The 17117-nt window shown below is 62.1% G+C and carries 18 protein-coding genes; 10 read left to right on the top strand and 8 right to left on the bottom strand.

The window, feature by feature from the left end; translation table 11 throughout:
• Positions 1 to 13: 13 nt before the first annotated feature.
• The 3 genes from M1R55_RS19945 to M1R55_RS19940 all read left to right on the top strand — a co-directional run bounded on the left by M1R55_RS19945 (position 14) and on the right by M1R55_RS19940 (position 2794).
• A complete protein-coding gene (locus M1R55_RS19945; protein WP_249395170.1) occupies positions 14 to 784 on the top strand; it encodes an SDR family oxidoreductase in 771 nt (256 codons plus the stop codon).
• Between the two features lie 388 nt (positions 785 to 1172).
• Positions 1173 to 1295, top strand: coding sequence for a hypothetical protein (locus M1R55_RS31790; protein WP_256566033.1), 123 nt, complete (start codon positions 1173 to 1175; stop codon positions 1293 to 1295).
• Between the two features lie 44 nt (positions 1296 to 1339).
• Positions 1340 to 2794, top strand: a complete 1455-nt coding sequence (locus tag M1R55_RS19940) for a replication initiator protein A (RefSeq protein ID WP_249395169.1) — start codon at positions 1340 to 1342, stop codon at positions 2792 to 2794.
• A gap of 548 nt (positions 2795 to 3342) precedes the next feature.
• Here the strand turns inward: M1R55_RS19940 and M1R55_RS32265 are convergent.
• The gene (locus M1R55_RS32265) at positions 3343 to 3873 is read right to left on the bottom strand and encodes a transposase (RefSeq protein WP_371827275.1); all 531 of its coding nucleotides are present in this window, start codon (positions 3871 to 3873) and stop codon (positions 3343 to 3345) included.
• Positions 3874 to 4450: 577 nt separating this feature from the next.
• Here M1R55_RS32265 and M1R55_RS19935 point away from each other — a divergent pair.
• On the top strand, positions 4451 to 4654 hold the full coding sequence (locus M1R55_RS19935) for an excalibur calcium-binding domain-containing protein (protein WP_249395168.1): 204 nt from the start codon (positions 4451 to 4453) through the stop codon (positions 4652 to 4654).
• A gap of 78 nt (positions 4655 to 4732) precedes the next feature.
• On the opposite strand, the gene M1R55_RS19930 is transcribed toward M1R55_RS19935, so the two are convergent.
• Entirely contained in the window at positions 4733 to 5140 is a 408-nt protein-coding gene (locus M1R55_RS19930; protein WP_249395167.1) for a hypothetical protein, read from the bottom strand.
• Between the two features lie 594 nt (positions 5141 to 5734).
• On the bottom strand, positions 5735 to 6445 hold the full coding sequence (locus M1R55_RS19925) for an alpha/beta fold hydrolase (protein ID WP_249395166.1): 711 nt from the start codon (positions 6443 to 6445) through the stop codon (positions 5735 to 5737).
• Between the two features lie 115 nt (positions 6446 to 6560).
• Here M1R55_RS19925 and M1R55_RS19920 point away from each other — a divergent pair, with 115 nt between their 5' ends.
• The gene (locus tag M1R55_RS19920; protein WP_249395165.1) at positions 6561 to 7535 is read left to right on the top strand and encodes an aldo/keto reductase; all 975 of its coding nucleotides are present in this window, start codon (positions 6561 to 6563) and stop codon (positions 7533 to 7535) included.
• A 259-nt stretch (positions 7536 to 7794) separates the two neighbouring features.
• On the opposite strand, the gene M1R55_RS19915 is transcribed toward M1R55_RS19920, so the two are convergent.
• On the bottom strand, positions 7795 to 9009 hold the full coding sequence (locus M1R55_RS19915) for an MFS transporter (RefSeq protein ID WP_249395164.1): 1215 nt from the start codon (positions 9007 to 9009) through the stop codon (positions 7795 to 7797).
• Between the two features lie 432 nt (positions 9010 to 9441).
• Between M1R55_RS19915 and M1R55_RS19910 the strand changes: the two genes are divergently transcribed.
• Together M1R55_RS19910 and M1R55_RS19905 are read left to right on the top strand one after the other, a co-directional pair.
• A complete protein-coding gene (locus M1R55_RS19910; RefSeq protein WP_249395163.1) occupies positions 9442 to 9702 on the top strand; it encodes a hypothetical protein in 261 nt (86 codons plus the stop codon).
• A gap of 37 nt (positions 9703 to 9739) precedes the next feature.
• Positions 9740 to 10042, top strand: a complete 303-nt coding sequence (locus tag M1R55_RS19905; RefSeq protein ID WP_249395162.1) for a hypothetical protein — start codon at positions 9740 to 9742, stop codon at positions 10040 to 10042.
• A 528-nt stretch (positions 10043 to 10570) separates the two neighbouring features.
• On the opposite strand, the gene M1R55_RS32260 is transcribed toward M1R55_RS19905, so the two are convergent.
• Positions 10571 to 10687 carry an excalibur calcium-binding domain-containing protein gene (locus M1R55_RS32260; RefSeq protein ID WP_371827260.1) on the bottom strand — a complete coding sequence of 39 codons (117 nt, stop codon included), beginning with the start codon at positions 10685 to 10687 and terminating at the stop codon, positions 10571 to 10573.
• Here M1R55_RS32260 and M1R55_RS19900 point away from each other — a divergent pair.
• From M1R55_RS19900 to M1R55_RS19890, 3 genes are all read left to right on the top strand, one after another.
• Entirely contained in the window at positions 10686 to 10994 is a 309-nt protein-coding gene (locus M1R55_RS19900) for a transposase (RefSeq protein ID WP_249394272.1), read from the top strand. The genes M1R55_RS32260 and M1R55_RS19900 overlap by 2 nt on opposite strands.
• 27 nt (positions 10995 to 11021) lie before the next feature.
• On the top strand, positions 11022 to 11849 hold the full coding sequence (locus M1R55_RS19895) for an IS3 family transposase (protein ID WP_249395161.1): 828 nt from the start codon (positions 11022 to 11024) through the stop codon (positions 11847 to 11849).
• Positions 11850 to 12609: 760 nt separating this feature from the next.
• A complete protein-coding gene (locus M1R55_RS19890; protein WP_249395160.1) occupies positions 12610 to 13464 on the top strand; it encodes a dienelactone hydrolase family protein in 855 nt (284 codons plus the stop codon).
• A gap of 19 nt (positions 13465 to 13483) precedes the next feature.
• Here M1R55_RS19890 and M1R55_RS19885 read toward each other — a convergent pair whose 3' ends face one another.
• The 3 genes from M1R55_RS19885 to M1R55_RS19875 are packed head-to-tail and all read right to left on the bottom strand — an operon-like array spanning position 13484 to position 16780.
• A complete protein-coding gene (locus M1R55_RS19885) occupies positions 13484 to 13966 on the bottom strand; it encodes a RidA family protein (RefSeq protein ID WP_249395159.1) in 483 nt (160 codons plus the stop codon).
• Positions 13956 to 15152, bottom strand: coding sequence for a M20 family metallopeptidase (locus M1R55_RS19880; RefSeq protein ID WP_249395320.1), 1197 nt, complete (start codon positions 15150 to 15152; stop codon positions 13956 to 13958). Before M1R55_RS19880 ends, M1R55_RS19885 begins: the two co-directional genes overlap by 11 nt.
• Before the next feature lie 44 nt (positions 15153 to 15196).
• Positions 15197 to 16780, bottom strand: a complete 1584-nt coding sequence (locus M1R55_RS19875; protein ID WP_249395158.1) for an ABC transporter substrate-binding protein — start codon at positions 16778 to 16780, stop codon at positions 15197 to 15199.
• Positions 16781 to 17117 lie beyond the last annotated feature (337 nt).

Genomic DNA, 17117 nt, shown 5'->3' with positions numbered 1-17117 from the left:
AGGAGGAACACCCATGCAGCAAACAACTGAACAGCAAACGACCGGAAAACTCAGCGGCAAAATCGCCCTCGTTACCGGAGCGTCCAGCGGAATCGGGGCGGCCACGGCCCTGGCTCTGGCCCAGGAAGGAGCCGCAGTGGCCCTCGTGGCGCGGCGTCAGGACCGATTGGAACAGCTGGCCCAGAGCATTCAGGAGGCTGGGGGCCGGGCCGCCGTCATCGTGGCCGACATCGCCCAGCCGGAACAGGCGCGGAATGCGGTGGCACAGACCGTGAGCCAGTTGGGCGGCCTCGATATTCTGGTGAACAACGCTGGCCTGATGCTGCTGGGGCCGGTGGCGGGTGCCGACCCCGACGACTGGCACCGCATGATGGACCTGAACGTGCTGGCGCTGATGCACCTGACCCAGGCGGCTGTAGCCGTGATGAAGCCCAAGCAGAGCGGCCATATCGTCAATATTTCCTCGGTGTCGGGGCGGGGGGCCAGCCCGACCAGTGCCGGATACAGCGCCACCAAATGGGCCGTCGGCGGCTTTAGCGAAGGCCTGCGGCAAGAAGTTCGCCTTGACCGCATTCGCGTGACGGTGATCGAGCCGGGGGTCGTGGCCACCGAATTGACCGACCACATCACCCATCAGGACACCAAAACCACCTATGAGAGCCGCATCAGCACCATGGTTCCGCTGGAAGCCGAAGACATCGCGGCAGCCGTGGTGTACGCCGTGACCCAACCCGAACGGGTCAACGTGAATCAACTGCTGATTCGCCCGCTGGATCAGGGTTAGGACGCTGGAGAGCGAGGACAGACGTTGCTCGGGAGCAGGGGTCAGGATCCGGCAGGTCTGGGTTGATTCGGGTGACCACCACTGCGGCGTTCTGCTTTGACCTCATCCCGGTAAATGCCCGGCCCACCGGAGGGGCAGCCGCTCCACCTTCAGGCCATGGGCTGGCCTCGCTGCGTTGACCCACCGGGGTTCTGTGACAGCGGTTGCCTCTCCCGTGTCCTGACAGGTTCAAGACCTATAAACTCTGTGTCGACGTTCAGGTTGCTGGGGCCAGCTCTGTGAAACCTTTGACGCCGACTTGCGGGCCGGCACTGCCACCTGACCAAGGACGTGTGGGACGCCCACGGCGCAACCTACGATCTAGAATCCGAGTTGACTCCCCCCCCGCTTGACCATCGACCAGCCCAGCCTCGAAACAGGCGTAAAAATGCTCTACGCCGCCCCGCTGAACTGGGGGCAGCTCGGCCCAGTTGCCGTGCTCCCGCTGCCCGCCAGCATTGGCGTAGAATGACCCGTGACACTTCTTGCCGCTCCGTTCTATCTGGCCCATCTGGCATGACCAAGAAGGCGGCCAAAGAGACGGCATTGGGGGCGACGGAACGCGTCACGGCCCTGGATGTGGTGTTGCCGGGCGGCCTGGGCACGGGCCTGGGAACGGCGCTGGAAAGTGTGCCCACTGGCGGCCACGACGAACTCAATGTGGCGCGGCTTTCGCTGATCAGCGCCCAGTCCCGTGTTCCGGCCAGTTACACGAGCTGGACACGCACCTATCAGGCCGGAGAAACGACCGTAACGGTGACCTGCACAGCGCTCACCGGACATGTCGTGCCGCACGGCCTCGACAACGACGTGATGGTCGCCATCATCAACCTCTACCTGGAAGACGGCTGCCCCGAAGACGGCACCATCCGGGTCACGATGCACCGGTTGCTGCAAGCGGCGGGGCTGAGCGGCAGCGCCCACTATTACCGGGAAGTGCGCCAGTGCCTGCGCAGGCTCCAGAGCACCTCCTACCAAATCGTGCAGGGCTGGTGGGTGCAGGGCCGTCAGCGCCATGTAGACGCCACCTTCAACTACCTCTGGAAAGTCACGGCGACCCGCGAAGACGACGACGATATCCGCAGCGCCCTGGAAATCCGGCTGCCCGACGAGGTGGCCCGCAGCATCCGGGACGGCTACGTCAAACCGCTGGATCTCGGCGTGTACCGCGACCTGAGCAGTCCGCCGGTGCGGGCGGTGTACCGGGTCTTGGACGCCCTGCGCTGGGACTCGGGATCGGCCCAGGACCGCGTGACGGTCAACCTGCTGGAATGGGGCGAGCGCCTCAGCATCTACAGCGCGGAGCCGGACAAGATTCGCCGGGTGCTGCAGCCCGCCCATGACGAATTGACCCAGCGCGGCATTCTGATAGGCGTCGAGATTGAGGGACGCGGCAAGGCGCAGCAGCTCACGTATGTCTTCGCGCCCGCTGCCCGCCTGCCAGATCCCGAACTGCTCCAGGAACTGACCCGGCGCGGCATGTATCCGGCCGTGGCCGGGAAATACCTGCATGACCACCCAGACCCGGCCCCCGTGCAGCGGGCGCTGCGGCAATTCGATGCTTACCCCGGACGCAAGCAAAATGCCGGAGCTTTACTGCGCGACATGCTGATTCATCCGGAGCGCTATGACGACCCCGCGTCTTTGCCCGCGTCCCCCCCCGTGTCCAAGCCAGACCGGACACGCCCACTGGCACAGCCGCAGCCGGCTTTGCTCGAGCAGGAAGTCGAAGCCGCACAGATGGCAGAACTCTTGTCGCTGACGCCAGCGCGGCAGCTCTCCCGTCTCGAACATCAACTGACCTTTATGCAGGTGACGCCGCACCTTTCCGTCGCTGACCGGGAACGGCTGAAACGGGCGGTGCTGGGCCGGCAGGTTGCTGTGGTTGATCTTCTTCAGGTGTTGCTCCGGAATCTTGCCCAATCGCCAGAAGAACGGGCCAGCTTGATTCGGGCAACTCTTCCGGAGTGAGGCGGGCCAGCGCCACCCTCTGTCTGCCCACGCGGAGTGGTGATGCTCTAGTCCGCGTGCATTCGTCAAGTTTGGGGGGAATAGAAGCCCGAATCCTTGAAACAACGTCACAGACGAGATAAATAAAAGTTCGTCAAGTTTGGGGGAAACCGAGTTACACGTTCGTCAAGTTTGGGGGAAGCGTTCGTCAAGTTTGGGGGAAGTGAATTCGTCAAGTTTGGGGGGAACAGGAAAAACCTCCACTGACACGCATCTTCGAAGGCAATCAAATTTTCTTCGTCAAGTTTGGGGGGAATGGAGGAACGTTCGTCAAGTTTGGGGGAAACGTTCGTCAAGTTTGGGGGGAACTGGGCTTTTTCTTCGTCAAGTTTGGGGGAAACGTTCGTCAAGTTTGGGGGGAAATGGACTTACATAATCGCGAAAACCGTGTTCTACACGGTAAACGTGCCAAGCCTCCTGTAACTCACTGATGATTGATGATGTATTTTTCTTTAAAAACAAAAAAAAACATCAATCATAGAGAGCCGCGTGTCTGGAGAGCTCCGCAACTAGAGAGGGTCTGAAAGGCAGGGTGTCAAAGAACGAATCAGCAGGTACCCTGTTGATCCTGCAAAGCAGTCTTTCGCTTGCTTTTGAAGGCTTCGTCGTACGGCACCTCTGAAGTGACGACTGCACATCCAAATCCGAGCAACTTCCGAACCTAGGGCCACTGTTGGAGGCTTTTCACGCGCACGGATCTGCCGACGGTAGTGTCCCACGGGGCCTTTACATTTCATGGCGCCGACGGTGGCAAGGTCAGCGGCGCGACGGAAATGTTCGTTTCCAGTTTCCGAGATGTGAGCTGATCCCGTCATTCCTCCTGATTGATGTTGGGCTGGTGCAATGCCTACGCAGGTGGAGAGTTGACGACTGGACTGCAGGCCGTGAAAGCCCTGAGTCTCAGCGAGCACGCTGACGGCCGTTCCGAAGCCAGAACCAGGAACCGTCAATAACAGGGCTAAAGGTTCGGAGAGCGCTGTATTCAGGGGCACGAGAGCCTGCCTGGCGCGTTCGAGAGCGGTCACCTGTTCTTTAAGCATGTGGTGCGTTGTTGGACCAGAGCCATGACTGTGGTGATGCCGCGGGCTTTGTGCTGGAGAGCAGGCAGCCGATTGCGCTCCTGAGTCAAGGTTTGCAGCAACGTGCCGCGCTTCCGAATCAAGGCTTTTCATTCCTCGACTGAGGCGAGTGGAGATTCCCAGAGGCTGGGCTGCGTCACCACGCCATACCGCGGGAGTGATTTCATCGTCCACCGTGTCGGTCTTGCCGCGTCGCAAGACTGACCGAGCAAACAGCTTGATCTGCGCCTCATTGATCGCACTGCCTGGGCAGCCAGCCTTATGAAGGGTCAGCGCGCACGTGTCCCAAGACACGCCCGTCACTTCCATGACCACCTGTAGGTCAGGCTAGAGGCAGGCGCCCATTGATTCTGGTGACCGCTCTGTTTCTCGGCACCGCAGACGCGGCCACCACCATCACCACCAGTACCGCCAACTTGCGCCGCGCTCCATAAGCCACCGCTCTGCCGTCGTCACGGTCATCCCACGCAAAATGGCCTTGACCCTCGCCTGCAACGGTGACTGATCGCGCACCTCCTACACAGGGCAAGGCGGGTACGTGTCGCGCTCGCTCACCAAGACCGTGACGCGGAGTGCGCCGCTGGCAACGTCTCAGACGTCCGTGACCCCTGCCGCCCCGGGCAACGTCTATTACGCCAACTGCACGGCGGTACGGGCGGCGGGCGCTGCTCCTCTCCAGCGCGGGCAACCGGGGTACCGCCCTCGCCTCGACCGCGACAACGGCGGCCAAGCCTGCGAGTGAGGGGCGGGCCACTGATCTGCCTAACCGCCGACCTTTCACTGTTTTTTCGGCTGAGGCTGGAGCCCTTCTCCGGTCTCCTTAAAGCCACATCGCCAGCAGCTTCTCGCCTTTCGGCGTGAGCCCGTAGGTGTCGCTGAGTCCGGATTTGTCTCGCGCGCCGTGCGGCTTGAGGTAGCCCTCTCCCACCAACTTGCGCATCATCAGTCCCTCGAACCGGCTCTTGGGCCGGGAGTAAGGAGCCAACGCCGCCAAGATGTCCGGCTGGCCGATGACGACGGGCGGCTCAAGGTCTGTCTGGCCGCCCACCATGGCCCGCAAGATCAAGGGCAGCAATTCGCTGAGGCGATCTGTCCCCGCTGGTGGTGTGGGGGGCGCAGAGCTGGGCCGGGCTGTCGCCAGACGGGGGGACTCTGAATCGGCGGCGTCTCGGCGCAGATGCTTGAGATGATCCGGCAAACGCTGCTTATGCATGCGGAAAGAACCCATATCACAAGCTAGTGTCCGCACCCTGCGGGGAGATGACGGCCCCCTCCAGAACCCTTCAGCGTTGAGGGGGGTTGCTCCCGGTTGCCCCCAGAACGCGGAGGCTGCTCCGGGTCTACGGGACGGACTGGATAGAGATCATCCAGAGGGGGTCATGGTGGCAGAAGGCGAACACTGAGCCTGTCCTCAGGCCACTGGCCCTGCAGAGTTCGTTCGCGGGCCACCGCCGAAGTCTCCTGCCTTAGAGGAGGGCGCCTTCCCGTTGCCAGAGGTCTGCGGCTCACTGGAGACGGCAGAGAGCTGGCCACGTGCCTCTCACCCCGTGTTGGCTGAAGAGCGGCCCACCGGCCTGCTGGATTGGATTCACGTTCATCCGGCTTCCTTGACCAGGGCAGCCACTGGGTTCGTTCATGCAGTCGGTTCCCTGCGCCCCAGTGACCACGCCCTGTCAAGGTGGGCCACGGCCGCAGGTGACGCCAGAGAGCCTGCCCTCCACCTCTGTGCCGGGACGGGGGTTGACGCGTCTGAGCGTCAGCCACTGCTGCTCAGACGCCTCATGCGCTGGAACCAGGCCCAGCCCTCACCTGAGTCTGGTGTTCAGCCTGCAGCGCCCGTCCACTCGAGAAAGCGGAGGAGTTCAGGGGCCAACCGCCGCTGCACGCTGGGCTCCAGAGGATGGGCACTGCCGGGGATGACCAGCAACTGACCTTGTGGGAGAACCCGGTAGGCCGCAACGGTTTCTTCTAGGCTGACCATGCGGTCGTGGTCGCCTACCGACAGCTGTACGGGCATTTGCAGGTTGCTCAGCACGGTAGCGTCAATTGCTGGCCTGTCACCCAGAACAATCAGCAGGTCTGCCACGCGCTGGGTCAGCAGGCGCCAGTGCTGGGGAGAATGCAGCTGTTCCAGCGAAGCGGCAACCGCAGGGGCTTTTTCCAGCAGGCGGTCTGGGTCTAAGCCCCGCACTTCACGTGCCGCGGCCTCTGGCGTCCAAGCGAGTTTGGTGGCGTGCGCGTAGACGCCTTTGACCCGGCTGGGATGCTGTTGCGCCAGCAGCAGGCCCACATACCCGCCCAAGCTGTATCCGAAAATCTGGGCCTGCTCTATCCCCTGGCGGTCGAGGTCACCAATCACCGCGTCCACCATGTCTTGAAGCCGGAGGAGGTCAGGCACCGGGCTGCCGCCATGCCCAGGCAGATTGAGCGAGACCAGCTGTGCCGACGGGGCAAGCGCGGCAGCGAGTGGGGCCAACGAAGCGCCCGTCTGAAGCGCTCCATGCAGCAAAACCAGGGTCGGGTAAGCAGACACGGCTTATTTTACCCAAGTTGGTCTGGTGCCACCTTGAGCCGGCCTAAACGGGATCTGCTGGGCACGGAACTGTGCGGAGGCGAGGGGCAGTGCCGGCTGTGGTTTACAGTGCGCTATGGAGTACATGCGGCTTGGCCAGACTGGACTGAAAGTGTCCCGAATTGCTCTTGGAACCATGACCTACGGTGATCCAGCGTGGCGGGATTGGGTCTTGCCCGAAGACCAGAGCCTGCCGTTTATCGTGCGGGCGCTGGAGCTCGGGATCAATTTTTTTGACACGGCGGACGTGTACTCGCTGGGCAAAAGCGAGGAGGTGCTGGGCCGGGCCTTGACGCAGCATGCCCGGCGCGATCAGGTCATTATTGCCACCAAAGTTTTTAGCCGGATGGGGCCAGGAGTCAACGAAGCCGGGCTGTCGCGCAAACACATTATGGACGCTGTTCAGGCCAGCCTGAAACGCCTCGGCACCGACTATATCGACCTCTACCAGATTCATCGGTTTGACCCGGAAACGCCCCTCCTCGAAACCATGACCGCCCTGCATGATGTGGTGCGGATGGGAGCGGTGCGCTATATCGGCGCGAGCAGCATGCTGGCCTACCAGTTCGCCAAGATGCAACATGTGGCAGACCTGCATGGCCTCACCCGTTTTGTGAGCATGCAAAACCATTACAACTTGGTCTACCGTGAAGAAGAGCGCGAGATGCTGCCGCTCTGCCGTGAGGACGGAATCGGCGTGATTCCTTGGAGCCCGCTGGCCCGAGGCTTCTTGGCCGGAAACCGGCAAGCTGGGGAGGCGCGAACCATTCGGGCACGCAGTGACAAGTTCAGTGAGGCGATGTACCGCACTGAAGACGATTACGCTGTGCAGCAGCGCGTGGCCGAGGTCGCTGGCCGCTTGGAGGTCACGCCTGCGCAGGTGGCGACGGCGTGGCTGCTGCACCAGCCGGGCGTGACGGCGCCAATCGTAGGCGCCAGCAAGATGCCGCACCTGGAAGACGCCGTGGCGGCCCTCAGCGTCAAGCTCACGCCTGCCCATCTTCAGGCGCTGGAAGAACCGTACCGGCCTCATCCTGTCTTGGGCATCTGACTGCAGGCTTCTTCCACAGGCCAGGCCCGGGAGCAAGGCGGCACCGATTTGTGATTGATCCGTTGACGCTCAGGATCACCCGAGCCCTCATCCCGATCACGGCGCTCCGTTGACCCACCACTCCAACCGAAGTGCAAAAGAGCACCACTGTGCCGACCGGGCCACCTACTTTGTGTAAGGCTCCCGGACTGACGTCACTCCGTTGCTCTTCGGGCTGGAGGATTTGGTGGAGCCGGAGCCAGGGAGTTTCTCCTTCTCCTCACGCCGTGGCGGTCAGGCGCGTCAACGGGCGCATGGCCAGCATGCCCAGCAGCGGCCCCGCAGAGAGGGCGGCAAACGCTCCTGGCCAGCCCCACACACGCACCAGGAGCGGCACCAATGCAATGCTGGCGGCCGTCAGGGTGAAGCCGAGGGCCAACTGCGCGGTCAGGGCCGTTCCCACGTAGGCGGGGTCGGCCAATTCACTGGCAAGGGCCGAGAACTGGGCGGAGTCGGCAATGATCCAAAACCCCCAGACCAGGCTCACGGCCAGCAGCAGGAGCGGTTCAGCCCCTGCCCAGACCAGTCCCGCGAGCACCAGCGCGCAGCCGCCTGACATTCCCATGGCCAACATGGTGAGGCGCGCCCGGCCCCAGCGGTCTGCCAGCACGCCGCCCAGGTAACACCCGGCGGCCCCCACACCAATCACCGCGAAGGTGGCGAACGCCGCGGTCCCTGTAGGATCGGGCACCCTGTTTTCCGACAACAGCTGGGCAAAGAAGGCACCGAACCAAGCCCACAGCGCATACAGCTCCCACATGTGGCCCAAATACCCAAGGGTGACCCGGCTGAGCTGTCGTTCAGTGAGGATCTGCCATGCCCGCGCAGGCTGAAAAGCCGGAGCAGGCCTCTGGTAGGGGCCGCTCGGCACCCGCGAGGCCAGCACGCCGCCCAGGACGGCCAGCAGACTGGTGGTGACGATGACTGCTTGCCACTGGGTGCCCCCCAGTCCGTTGATCAGGTGCGGCAAGGCCGAGCCGAGCGTGAGCGCACCGACCATCACGCCAAGCGCGACGCCGCGTCCTGTGCGGAACCAAGCAGCCATGGCCTTAAGGGCCGGAGGATACACCAGGGCCAGCGCGGCCCCCGTTAGGGCCCGCACCGCCAGCGCAAGCAGAAAGTCGCTGACAAACAGTAACCCCAGATTGGCACCTGCTGCCAACAGCGCTCCGGCCCAGATCAGCTGCTGGCCCGGAGCGCGGTCGGCCAGATTGAGGGCCGCGCTGAGCAGCGCTCCCAACACGAACCCCAGTTGTACAGCCAACGTGAGTCCGGCGGCCGCGCTGTCCGTCAGCGCCCACACGGCCCGGAAATGCGGCAGCACGGCCGCTGCTGAAAACCACGGAGACATGGCGAGCAACACGGCGCAGGCCAGCCCAGTGAGCGCCGACCATTGACCAGGGACACGGTCGGGCACCGCGGCGGGAGTTGTCATGCCGCTCAGCTTAGTGGCTTAGCCCCCCTTGACGCGGCTGACCATTCCAGAGCCCCCCGGCTGCAGGGTAGACCTTATGAGCTCGGCGGCATGAACGCCCTCCCTCGCCAGGTGACAGGTGCCGTTCTGTGGGGCAAGAGTTTCCATGCAGGGATGTATTGCGACAGCAACGAAGGCCCTTGAGGTGGGGATTGAAATTCCCCGGTCTCGTGGGCCTTCATGCGAAGTGTCTCTGCCTCGCTCCTCCAGCCTACCGCTCAGCATCGTCACCGCGTTGTTGAACCGTGCCACCAGTGTGAGTGGCATCGCCCCCTGCAGTACCGTCCGGAAAAGCACCCTGTCCTGTGCCAGTCCCTGGCACAGCCATCGTTCACGACGAACCAGGATCTTCAGCGCCTTCTTGGGAAGGCGCCACAGGGCGCGTTCTTGGCCATGGACTTTGTGATGGTGCCGCACGCGGGGCTGGAGATGGAGGATCTGAACTTTCACTCCAGCAGTCAGGTGCGGATTCAATTGGGACATCCGTTCACCTCAGCGGCCCTGGTGAAGTTCGGGGCCGATCCGACGCCGCTGTTGGAGCGGTTCAAAGTCTCTGGCCCGTTGGAGACGCCCGCGTATCCGTACCGCACCGCGACCCAAGAGCTGATTCACACCGTCACCCCGTGCCGGGAGGCAGGGGGGGTCCATCGCTGAAGTGCTGCTGGATGGAGCGTGTGGACGAGATGAGGTCGTGACCTTCAGTCACGACACCCAGATTCCTGTCCTGGAGCGCGCCAAGCGGAACATGAGTGTTCACGTTGAGGGTGAGTCTCTCACCCTCAACGCTCTGGCTGAGCGCTTTCCTCCCGAACGGTGCCCTCTCGATGCCGAGTTGGGATGGCGTGTCCGTCGGCTCCCCGTGTCGCGTGACGTCGGGGCGTTCGATGTGCTGATCCTTTGGCGCAGGGTTCACGGCGAATGGAGTTGCTTCTTCCTATTCAGCACGTTTGACCCTGCCTTGACCGTCCGGGCGCTGCCGCGGGCCTGGAAGTGATTCACCGCTTGATGAAGCAGCATCTCTGTCTAGGACGCTGCCGCTGCCAAACCATCCAAGCTCAAGACAACTGGGCCTGGTGCGTGGTCGAGGCTCTTCATGCGGTGCTGCTCGTCCGTCAGGAGCAGCTGCAATTGACGTAGCAAGCGGCTCAGCGCCGAGCGGCACAACACACGGAATTGTACGTCCTGACCGAGGTGCAGCCTGTGCCACAACAACTCCACGCCGCCTGACACGCGATTGGGATAACCGTGGAAACTCTTGATCCGAAAAAGCCATCCGGGCTCACTGGAGCCAAATTTCAGAGGACGTGGACGGGCTGATCACCCACGGCCCACCGCGCGGCGTGCTCGACCGGTTGCAGCCCACTGGACTGCCGGTCGGGTGTCCCCATCTGCTGGAGACAGTCCACCGGGTGCGCCCCGGCCTGCACGTCTTCGGCCATATCCGCGAGGGGTACGGCAGGGTGGCGAGCGTGTCCCAGGCAGTTATGGGAACTGAGAACCTTCCGCGTTCATGACCCCGGCGCTACTCGCAGGCCCGCCCGTCGCCGTCGCCATCCAGCCCGGATCGGTACCCCGGTTGTGATCTTGCTAGGGTTCTGTGGAGGAGGAGTTCAGTCTGACCGACAATGGAGACTGACATGACCGCCAGTAAAAACCACTACACCGCCGAGTTCAAAGAAGAAGCCGTGCGTCTGGTGATCAGCAGCCAGAAAAGCTGCGCTGAGATCGCCCGCAACTTGGGTGTTCCACCGTATTTAGTCGTACGCTGGAAACAGCATCACGAGCAACAAGGGGCGGTGGGCCGCCCCCAATTCACCGGACGCGGCGTCGCCGCGTTGAGTGAGCAGGAAGCGCGGTTCAAGAAGCTAGAACGAGAGCTGGAAATTACCCGTCAGGAACGCGATATTCTGAAAAAAGCACTGGCCTTCTTCGCCAAAGACCACTAATTTACGGGTTCATTGAGCAGCATCGGCATGAGTACAGCATTGAGCGGCTGTGCAAGACGCTCGGTGTCGGGGTCAGTGGCTATTTTGCGTGGTGGAAAGGCCCAAAACTGCTATCGGGTGGAAGACGTCGCTCTGACCGAGGCCATTCGAACCATTCATCAAGTCAGTAGGGGCACCTACGGTGCCCTCGTGTCAAGCCGCACTCGTGGACGAGGAAAACAGGTCAGCCGAGCACGAATTACTCGGCTGATGAAGGCAGCAGGACTGAAGGCTCGCTGCAAGCGGAAATTTCGCGTGACCACCAATTCAAAACACCCGCACCCAGTGGCCGAAAATCTACTGAATCGCGAATTTGTTGCCGAACAACCCAATCAGAAATGGGTGACGGATATTACCTATTTACCCGTGGCTGAGGGCTGGATGTACCTCGCTGTGGTGATGGATCTGTTCTCTCGCAAAATCGTGGGTTGGGCCATGCGGGCCACCCTGCAGACCGAGTTGGTCGTCGCTGCGCTGGACATGGCACAGCAGATTCGGCGTCCTGGACAAGGATTGCTCCATCATTCGGACCAGGGAATTCAATATGCGAGTCGCGGTATCGACAAGCACTGGAGCGCCTCCAGGCGCTCAAAGTATGAGCCGAAAGGAGACTGCTGGGACAACGCGGCGATGGAGAGCTTCTTCGCCACCCTCAAGCTGGAACTGGAACTCGACACAGCACAAGGAAACCGCGCTGACACACGTAATCTGGTCTTTGAGTGGATTGAGGTGTTTTACAACCGCGAGCGTCGTCACTCTAGCTTGGGGTACCGCTCACCGACTCGCTTTGAGCAACACCGCGCCACACTGAACTGATCCTCCACGAAGGCATTGCAATATCAGCCCTTGATGCCCAGGGTTTTGTCGATGATCTCAAAGACCGCCTGAAGCCAAATCAAACCTAGCGTTGCTCGGCGGCGTCGGCCAGTGACGTTCTGACGTTGCTGTCTGTCAGCCTTTGCCATACCTCCCTGCCACATGTGTGGGCAGGAGGCCAGACCCATGAATGACGTGATGATGACGGCGCATGCTGAGCAGCAAGACAACTCAACGGACTCCCAGTCAGCGACAAACCTTCTTGGGTGCGGGTAAAGAGAGGTCGTCTGAACCCCCTGAATGGTCAGCCTGCGTGGCAACAGACTGCGTATGCCGATGTGCATTGCCGCTCGTCATGAAAGGCCATGGAAGCACGCTGGTCTGATCGGCTCCTGGCCCGCAAGACCGCAATGCCAGGCTTCTGAGTGTCTGGGTGACACGTCAAGCATTGCTGGGGCGGTTCCGACCTGCAGGTGTTGTCCTGGATGATCGGAACCCATGCCTTAGAGTGAGAAGGGTTGTGGCCTCTTCAGTTCCAATCCACTGCCTTGTGACCTGCTTGGCAGCAGCGTTGAATACGAATTGGCTAAGCCTCGTTCAACTTGAAGCAGCGGTTCAGGGACGGAGTTCCGCGACATTGTGCCGCTGGTCAGCACCTCATCTCCACTCCTTCGGTGAGCAGGAGTTTCCAAGTCTCCCCACTTCCCGCCGATCTCGTGAGCCTCAACCTCATCCGTGACCAAGCCCCAGGAGACCGTTCATGAGCGACGTTGATAGCCCCAAGCCAAGCTTGACCCTCCTCGACACCTCGCTCCCCGACTACCCGACCCTGTACAGCACGTTCGTGTCGTACCCCGCTGCCTCTGCTGATGGGCTGCGGATTTCTGGCAAACTCCAGGTGCCACAGGGCGTGCCTGAACCGCTGCCCGCCGTCGTGATTCTGCACGGCTCGGCCGGCATAGACTCACGGGGTGTCCTGCATGCCCTCGACCTGAATCTGGCGGGCTTTGTGACACTCGAAATTGACATGTGGGGCGCGCGCGGTCTCGCAGGTGGATCGGAAGGGCGGCCTCAAGCCGCCTGGGACAACCTGCCCGATGCCTACGGCGCCTACCGCTTCCTGGCGGACCTGCCACAGGTTGATGCCGGACGCCTCGGCATCATGGGCTTTTCCTGGGGAGGTGTCGTCACGATGCTGAGCGCGACCCAGCGGTACAACGCCCAATATCTGCCCGCAGGCGAGGGCTTCGCAGCGCACGCCGCCTTCTACCCGGCCTGCTGGATCTACAACAGGGTACCGGGCTACGAATTTGGGAATCTGACGGGAACCCCGGTCAAGATTTTTACCGGAGGTCGGGACCGTTACGATGCAGACGCAGACACGGCGCCGCGACTGGCCGCCTCACTGGACGCGGCCGACCGCGCGCTCGTCACCGTTCAGGTCTACCCCGACGCCGAGCACGGGTTCAATATGCTGGAAGCGCCCTACCGTTATGCTGATCCCTTCTTGTATCAGGGGAAGGGAGGCGAGGGGTTGTCGGCCCCTCATCCACAAGCCCGGGAAGCGGCCCGGCGCGACCTCGTTCAGTTTTTCCGGGAGTTGCTGGCGCCCTGAAAGAGAGGCACACGCTTCATCAGGGCCGGAACATCACTTCTGCCTCAACCTCGACCGGGATATTCCAGGGGAGCTCGGCCATGCCGACCGCCGACCGGGCATGTTGGCCGATCTGGGGGCCGAACACCTCCAGAATGAGATCTGAAAAGCCGTTGATGACGTCTGGCAGCGCCGTAAAGCCCGGCGCGGCATTGACCATGCCGTGAACCCGGACCCAGGCCGTGATGCGGTCGAGATCGGTCAGGGCGCGGTGCAGACTGCCAAGAACCGAGAGCGCGACCAGACGGGCCGCCGTATGGGCCTGCTCTGCGGTGACCTCAGTGCCAACCTTGCCGACCGGTTGAGCGAGCGTGCCGTCTGGTGCTTGTGGCCCATGACCGGAGATCAGCGCCCGGTCCCCGATCAGGCGGACGGCGGTGAAGGGCAGACGTGTGCCTGCTGGCAGCTGAGGCGGGGGCGGCAGACTGAAGCCGAGGTCGCGCAGCCGGGCTTCAATGTGCATGGCCGGGGCTGTCTGGAGACCCTGCGAACACGCTCAGCCGTTCGGCGGCCCCGACCAGGATGGCCACTCCAGTGCCCAGCGCACGTTCGTCAATGGCAAATTTCGGATGGTGGTGCGGCGCGGTGATGCCCGCATCGACATTGCCGGCGCCGATGATGACGAAGGTTCCCGGAGCCTTGGTCAGGTAGGCGCTGAAATCCTCTCCACCCATGTTGGCTGGTGGCTCAAAGAGGACGCCGGCGCCGACGGTCTCGCGGACCACTTCACGCAACACCTCCGTGACCTGCGGGTCGTTGTGCAGTGCCCGGTATCCCCGGGTGTATTCGAAGCGGTAAGACGCCCCGTAAGCCTCGGTGATCCCTTTGAGCAGGCGTTCCATCAGGGCCGGAATGGTGGTTCGCAACTCTGCGTCAAACGTCCGGACCGTGCCTGTCAGCGTGACGGTTTCGGGAATAATGTTGTGCGCGGTACCGGCGTGGATGGTGGTGACGCTGAGGACGGCGGGCTGGAGGGGATCGAGCTGCCGCGCCACAATGGTCTGAAAGGCCAGCACCACCTGAGCAGCGATCACAATCGGGTCCACTGCGGTGTTGGGTTGAGCCCCGTGACCGCCCCGACCGACAATGGCGATCTCAAAGGCGTCAGGCGCGGCCAGCAGCGGACCGTCTTTGAGGGCCACCATCCCCACCGGGATGGAGGAGAACAGGTGCGTTCCCACGGCGTACTGGACGCCTTCCATGACGCCTGCATCGACCAATTCCTGTGCGCCACCGGGAAACAGTTCCTCGGCGTGCTGGAAGATGAAACGGATCTCTCCGCGCAGCGCCGCCTGGCGCTCACCCAGCAGTTTGGCCGCGCCCAGCAGCATCGCCGTGTGCCCGTCGTGGCCGCAGGCGTGCATCACTCCGGCCTGCTGGGAGGCATAGGGAAGGTCCGTTTCTTCCTCGATCGGCAGGGCGTCCATGTCGGCACGCAGGAGGACCGTATGGCCTGGGCCTGCACCGCCGCGCAGAACAGCCAGCACACTCGTTGGCGTGGGACGGCTGATGTCGAGGCCGGGCATGCTGCGGAGCTGCGTCTCCACATACTCGGCGGTTCGGTGCTCCTGGAACGAAAGCTCGGGGTACTGGTGGAGATGACGGCGCCAGGCAATTACCTGCTCTTCGATGGCGGCCACCTCGGCCATGCCCGACCCACGGGCGCCGCCGGGCTCTCCCTGGGCGGAGGAGGTCATTTCTTGTCTTTGATGGTGATGTCCTCGAAGGGCGTCAGCAAGGATGGACCGGGGACCCAGCCTTTCACGTAGTTTTTGGCTGCCCCGAGAGGCTGGGAATGCACGATGGGCAACCGGACGTTGGCGTCATAGGTGATCTGATGGATTTCCGCGTAGGCCTTGGCACTGTCTGCACGGGTCTTCGCGGCGGCGGCGGCGGCCATGAGGTCATCCAGCCGTTTGTTGTTGTAACCGCTGTCCAGCGACGCGCTCTCACCGTAGTACGAGCCGTAAAAGTTGTAGGGACTGGCGTACGGACCGGTCCAGCCGATCATGTACATGTCAAATCCTGGGGCTTTGTTGCGGTCTTCGAGGTACTTGGCCCAGTCCTCGGTTTTGATGTTCATCTTGATCCCTATGGCCCCCAGATCGGCGGCCACTGCTTCCGCGATCGGTTTGGGCGTGGGGAAGTAGGGCCGGCTCACGGGCATGTACCAGAAATCGAGGCTGAAGCCGTTTGGATAGCCTGCCTCGGCCAGCAGTTTCTTGGCTGCCGCCGGATCAAACTTGTAATCGGCAGGCACGGTTCGGCTGTTGGCCCATTTCAGCGCGGGGGGCAAAAAGCTGGCGTCTGTCACGCCAAGGCTGCCCCAGAAGGCCCGAACAATTTCCTTTTTGTTGATGGCCATGCTGATGGCCTGCCGCACCTTGGGATTGGCGAGGTATTTGTTGGTGACATTCATGCTGATCATGCCCACATTGAACGAAGGCACGATCACGGCCGTCAGGTTCTTGTCGCCCCGCACGGCCCCCAACTGGTCAGGGTTGAGGTCACTCGTGAAATCGATGCCTCCAGCACGCAGCTCATTGAGCCGGGCACTGGGATCCTTGATGAAGCGCAAAATCAATTGATCGTAGGACGCTTTCTTGCCCCAGTGGTCGGTGTTGGTGCTGTAGACGATGCGGTCACCGGTGGTCCAGGAACGCATCCGGAACGGGCCGGTTCCCACAGGCAATGAGGCCGGGGTACCGTATTTCGCGCCTCCTTTGGTCACGGCGGTCGGCGACGCGATGCCGAAAAAAGGTGTGGCGAGGGCTTCAGGCAGAGGATTGAACGGACGGTTGAGCACGAAGGTCACCTTGTAGGGACCGTCTTTGCGAACCTCTTTCAGCAGGCTGTCCTTGTCTCCCTTGAACGCTCCAAAGATGAATTGATAGGACGTGAACGTTTTGGTCTGTTCCTTGGCTCCGGCGCGGGCGTTGGGGTCCCACCACCGGTTGACGTTGAACACCACCGCGTCGGCGTTGAAAGGCGTGCCGTCCTGAAACTTGACGCCCTGACGGAGAGTAAAGGTCCACTGGGTCGCATTGGCATTCGATGTCCAGCGGAGCGCCAGACCCGGCGCCACATCACTGGTTCCCTTTTTGAATTTCACCAGAGAGTCGTACGTCAAGATCTGTGCCAGCGCCGAGTTGCCGTCGGTAATCGTTCCCGAGTCGAGGCTGACTGGATCGCCGCCCATCCCGAACACCAACGTTCCTTGTGCAAGAGCGGAACCAGCGAACAGCGCGAAGCTTAAGGCAAGTAGGGTCTTGTGCATGGTGTTCCTCCCAAAGATGAATTCGAGGGCGTGAATCAATGGAACCAGCATGGGATCCGTTTGGATGACCCCATCAGCCTGCGGCTTGTTGCTTGTTTCAGACTCTATCTCAAAGAGGGGGGGTAGACCTCCCGCTGAGGGGCTGAGAGCAAGCGTAGACGCGAAGTCGTCGTCATGCCAGTGCACGCAGGCTGGGATTCTGCGGCCTCTGGCCGGGGAAGCAGTCAAGCCGTTCCTGCGTGCGTTTCAGTGTGTTGGCACTGAACAACGGCTGGGTCTGTCTGAGGTGGACGACTTCCAGGGGCGAGACCAAGGCGGCCACCGGCTTCGCTGCAAG

This window comes from Deinococcus sp. QL22 (assembly GCF_023370075.1).
In the GTDB taxonomy this organism is placed as follows: domain Bacteria; phylum Deinococcota; class Deinococci; order Deinococcales; family Deinococcaceae; genus Deinococcus.
Note: the sequence above shows the minus strand (reverse complement) of the source record. Positions and strands in the feature narration are given on the sequence as shown.